Origin of the sequence: Streptomyces endocoffeicus, assembly GCF_016741935.1 — a bacterium.
In the GTDB taxonomy this organism is placed as follows: domain Bacteria; phylum Actinomycetota; class Actinomycetes; order Streptomycetales; family Streptomycetaceae; genus Streptomyces; species Streptomyces endocoffeicus.
Genome location: NZ_JAERRG010000120.1, coordinates 1 through 2,129, shown reverse-complemented (window position 1 = coordinate 2,129; position 2,129 = coordinate 1). Strand labels below are relative to the sequence as shown.

The 2,129-nt window shown below is 67.7% G+C and carries 2 protein-coding genes; both read left to right on the top strand.

The annotated features are described in order from the left end of the window. The coding region (locus tag JK364_RS54105) for a hypothetical protein (RefSeq protein ID WP_201858830.1) at positions 1–783 on the top strand (783 nt) is incomplete at its 5' end. A 150-nt stretch (positions 784–933) separates the two neighbouring features. Then, entirely contained in the window at positions 934–1,959 is a 1,026-nt protein-coding gene (locus JK364_RS54100; RefSeq protein WP_201858831.1) for an alpha/beta hydrolase, read from the top strand. Positions 1,960–2,129 lie beyond the last annotated feature (170 nt).

The following is a 2,129-nucleotide window of genomic DNA, read 5'->3' as shown; positions in this document are numbered from 1 at the left end:
GCTCAGGCCGAATCCGGCAAGCGCGTCTTCAACGGGATGCAGATCACCTTCGCCCCGAACACCCCCAACGAGTTCTGCACCATCGGGGCGGTCGGCAACGACCAGTACAGCCGGAAGATCGCCATTTCGGCAGGACACTGCATAAGCGACCCCACCCACGAGTACACGGACCGAGAGATCCCCGAGGACATCGAACCCGTCTACGACCGTAACGACGTGGGTTTCGGACCCATCGGGCACGTGCGGTACTTCAAGGATCCGGAAGGCTCAACGGTGGGACACGCCACCAAGGACTACATGATCATCGAGCTGGTACCAGCGGTGACGCTCTCCTCGCAGGGCCCGTACCTAAAACAGACGGATGAGCTGCAAGTGCCCGGCGGGCAACCCAGCCCCAATGCCCTGACTCCGCCGCTGGACGACGAACGCCTCCTCGGCGCTGCCCTGAACAACGACAACGAGCTGGTGGTGTCAGGCCAGCTCGGCGTCCTCTACGGACGCATCACCAACAACTCCAAGGGCATATACCAGTCCTGGGCAGGACACCAAGCCGGCGACTCGGGTGGCCCGGCGATCTGGCACGTGCCCGGCAGCGCCTACCCATCGTCCGCGAACAAGTTCCAGGCGGCGGGCCCCTGGGCCGGCATCACCAAAGCCAGGGTTCTGGGCCTTCCCCCCTTCGTCTACACCAGCTCGGCGAACATCCTCGCCGACCTGCGGACGCGGGACGCCGCACACCCCGGTATCTTCGGCGCCGGCTTCCAGGTCACCGACAACCCGTGAACCGCCCGCGGTTGCGGGCGGACACGATGCCGCCCGCAACCGCGCCCCACCGGCCGACCCGGCCATCCCCGGTTGGAAAGGGAACACACCGTGAGATCATCACTGTCCGCGGCGCGTATCCGCGCCAAGGCCGCCGCCGTCGCGACTGCGATGGCCGCGGCGCTGACCGTGCTCGCCGGACCGGTCACGCACGCCGACACCCCGGCGATCCCGAGCTTCACCGACGGCTACGGCCTGACCCAGGTGGCAGGCGCCACCGAGGTGCACTCCGCAACCGACTTCACCCTCACCGTGACTACCCCGCAGCTGTCCGGCAAGCACAAGATCCGCATCTTCCTCCCCAGCGGCTACGCCGCCGACCCCCAAAAGCGCTGGCCGGTGGCGTACTTCCTGCACGGCGGGGGCGGCACCGTGGACGACGCGGCCGCCGCTCCGGCCTTGCACTCCGATTCCATGATCACCGTGGTGCCGGACGGCGGTCTGAAAGGCTGGTACGCCAACTGGGCCATGCAGAAAACCGCCATGGGCGCGGCGAACTGGAAGACCTTCCACATCGAGCAGGTCGTGCCCTTCATCGACGCCAATCTGCGCACCATCGCCGACAAGGCCCACCGGGCCGTCGTCGGCCTGTCGATGGGCGGCTACGGTGCCCTGCTCTACGCCGAGTCACACCCCGACCTGTTCGGCCACGTCGCCTCCCTGTCGGGCGGCATCGACTTCAGCATGCCGGCGGTACGCGCGGCCGTCGTGGCCACGGAACTCAACGTCACGGGCGCGTGGTGCGCAGTCAGTACGTCCGGCACCGGCCGCTGCACAGGCTACGGCCCCTACGTCGACAGCGACGCGATCTTCGGCTCCCCGTATCCCGTCCTGAACGCCGATCACATCTGGAACGAGGTCGATCCCGCCGCCACAGCCAACCTGGCCAGGCTGGCCGGGCATGACATCACCCTCTACACCGGCAGCCAAGGCCCCGTCGACCACTTCACCGAGATCGCCACCAAGAGCGTCAAGGCCCACCTGGACCAACTCGGCCTCCCCAGCAGCCTCGTCGACTACGGCAACGGCGCGACGATGGGCTCCACCTGCGACGGCGGCCACAACTACGGCTGCTGGGCCCCCGCCCTCGCCGACTACATCCCTCGCCTTGCATCCGCCTTCCGCACGACGGGCTGATTCCGCACTCCGCTCCGTCGGTCCGATGACCGTCGAGCGGAACGGCACCGTCGTCCACGGCGCTCGGTAGAGCCGTACAGGCGCCTCAGCCCACCGTCCCCACGGGGGCCTTCTTCGTAATGCCGTCTTCACTGCTCACAGGCTTGCAGCGGGTACCGGGAGCCCTCACA

Coding starts and splice junctions, on each gene's coding strand:
- JK364_RS54100 (WP_201858831.1), top strand. CDS start 934: ATGGCCGCGGCGCTGACCGTGCTCGCCGGACCGGTCACGCACGCCGAC.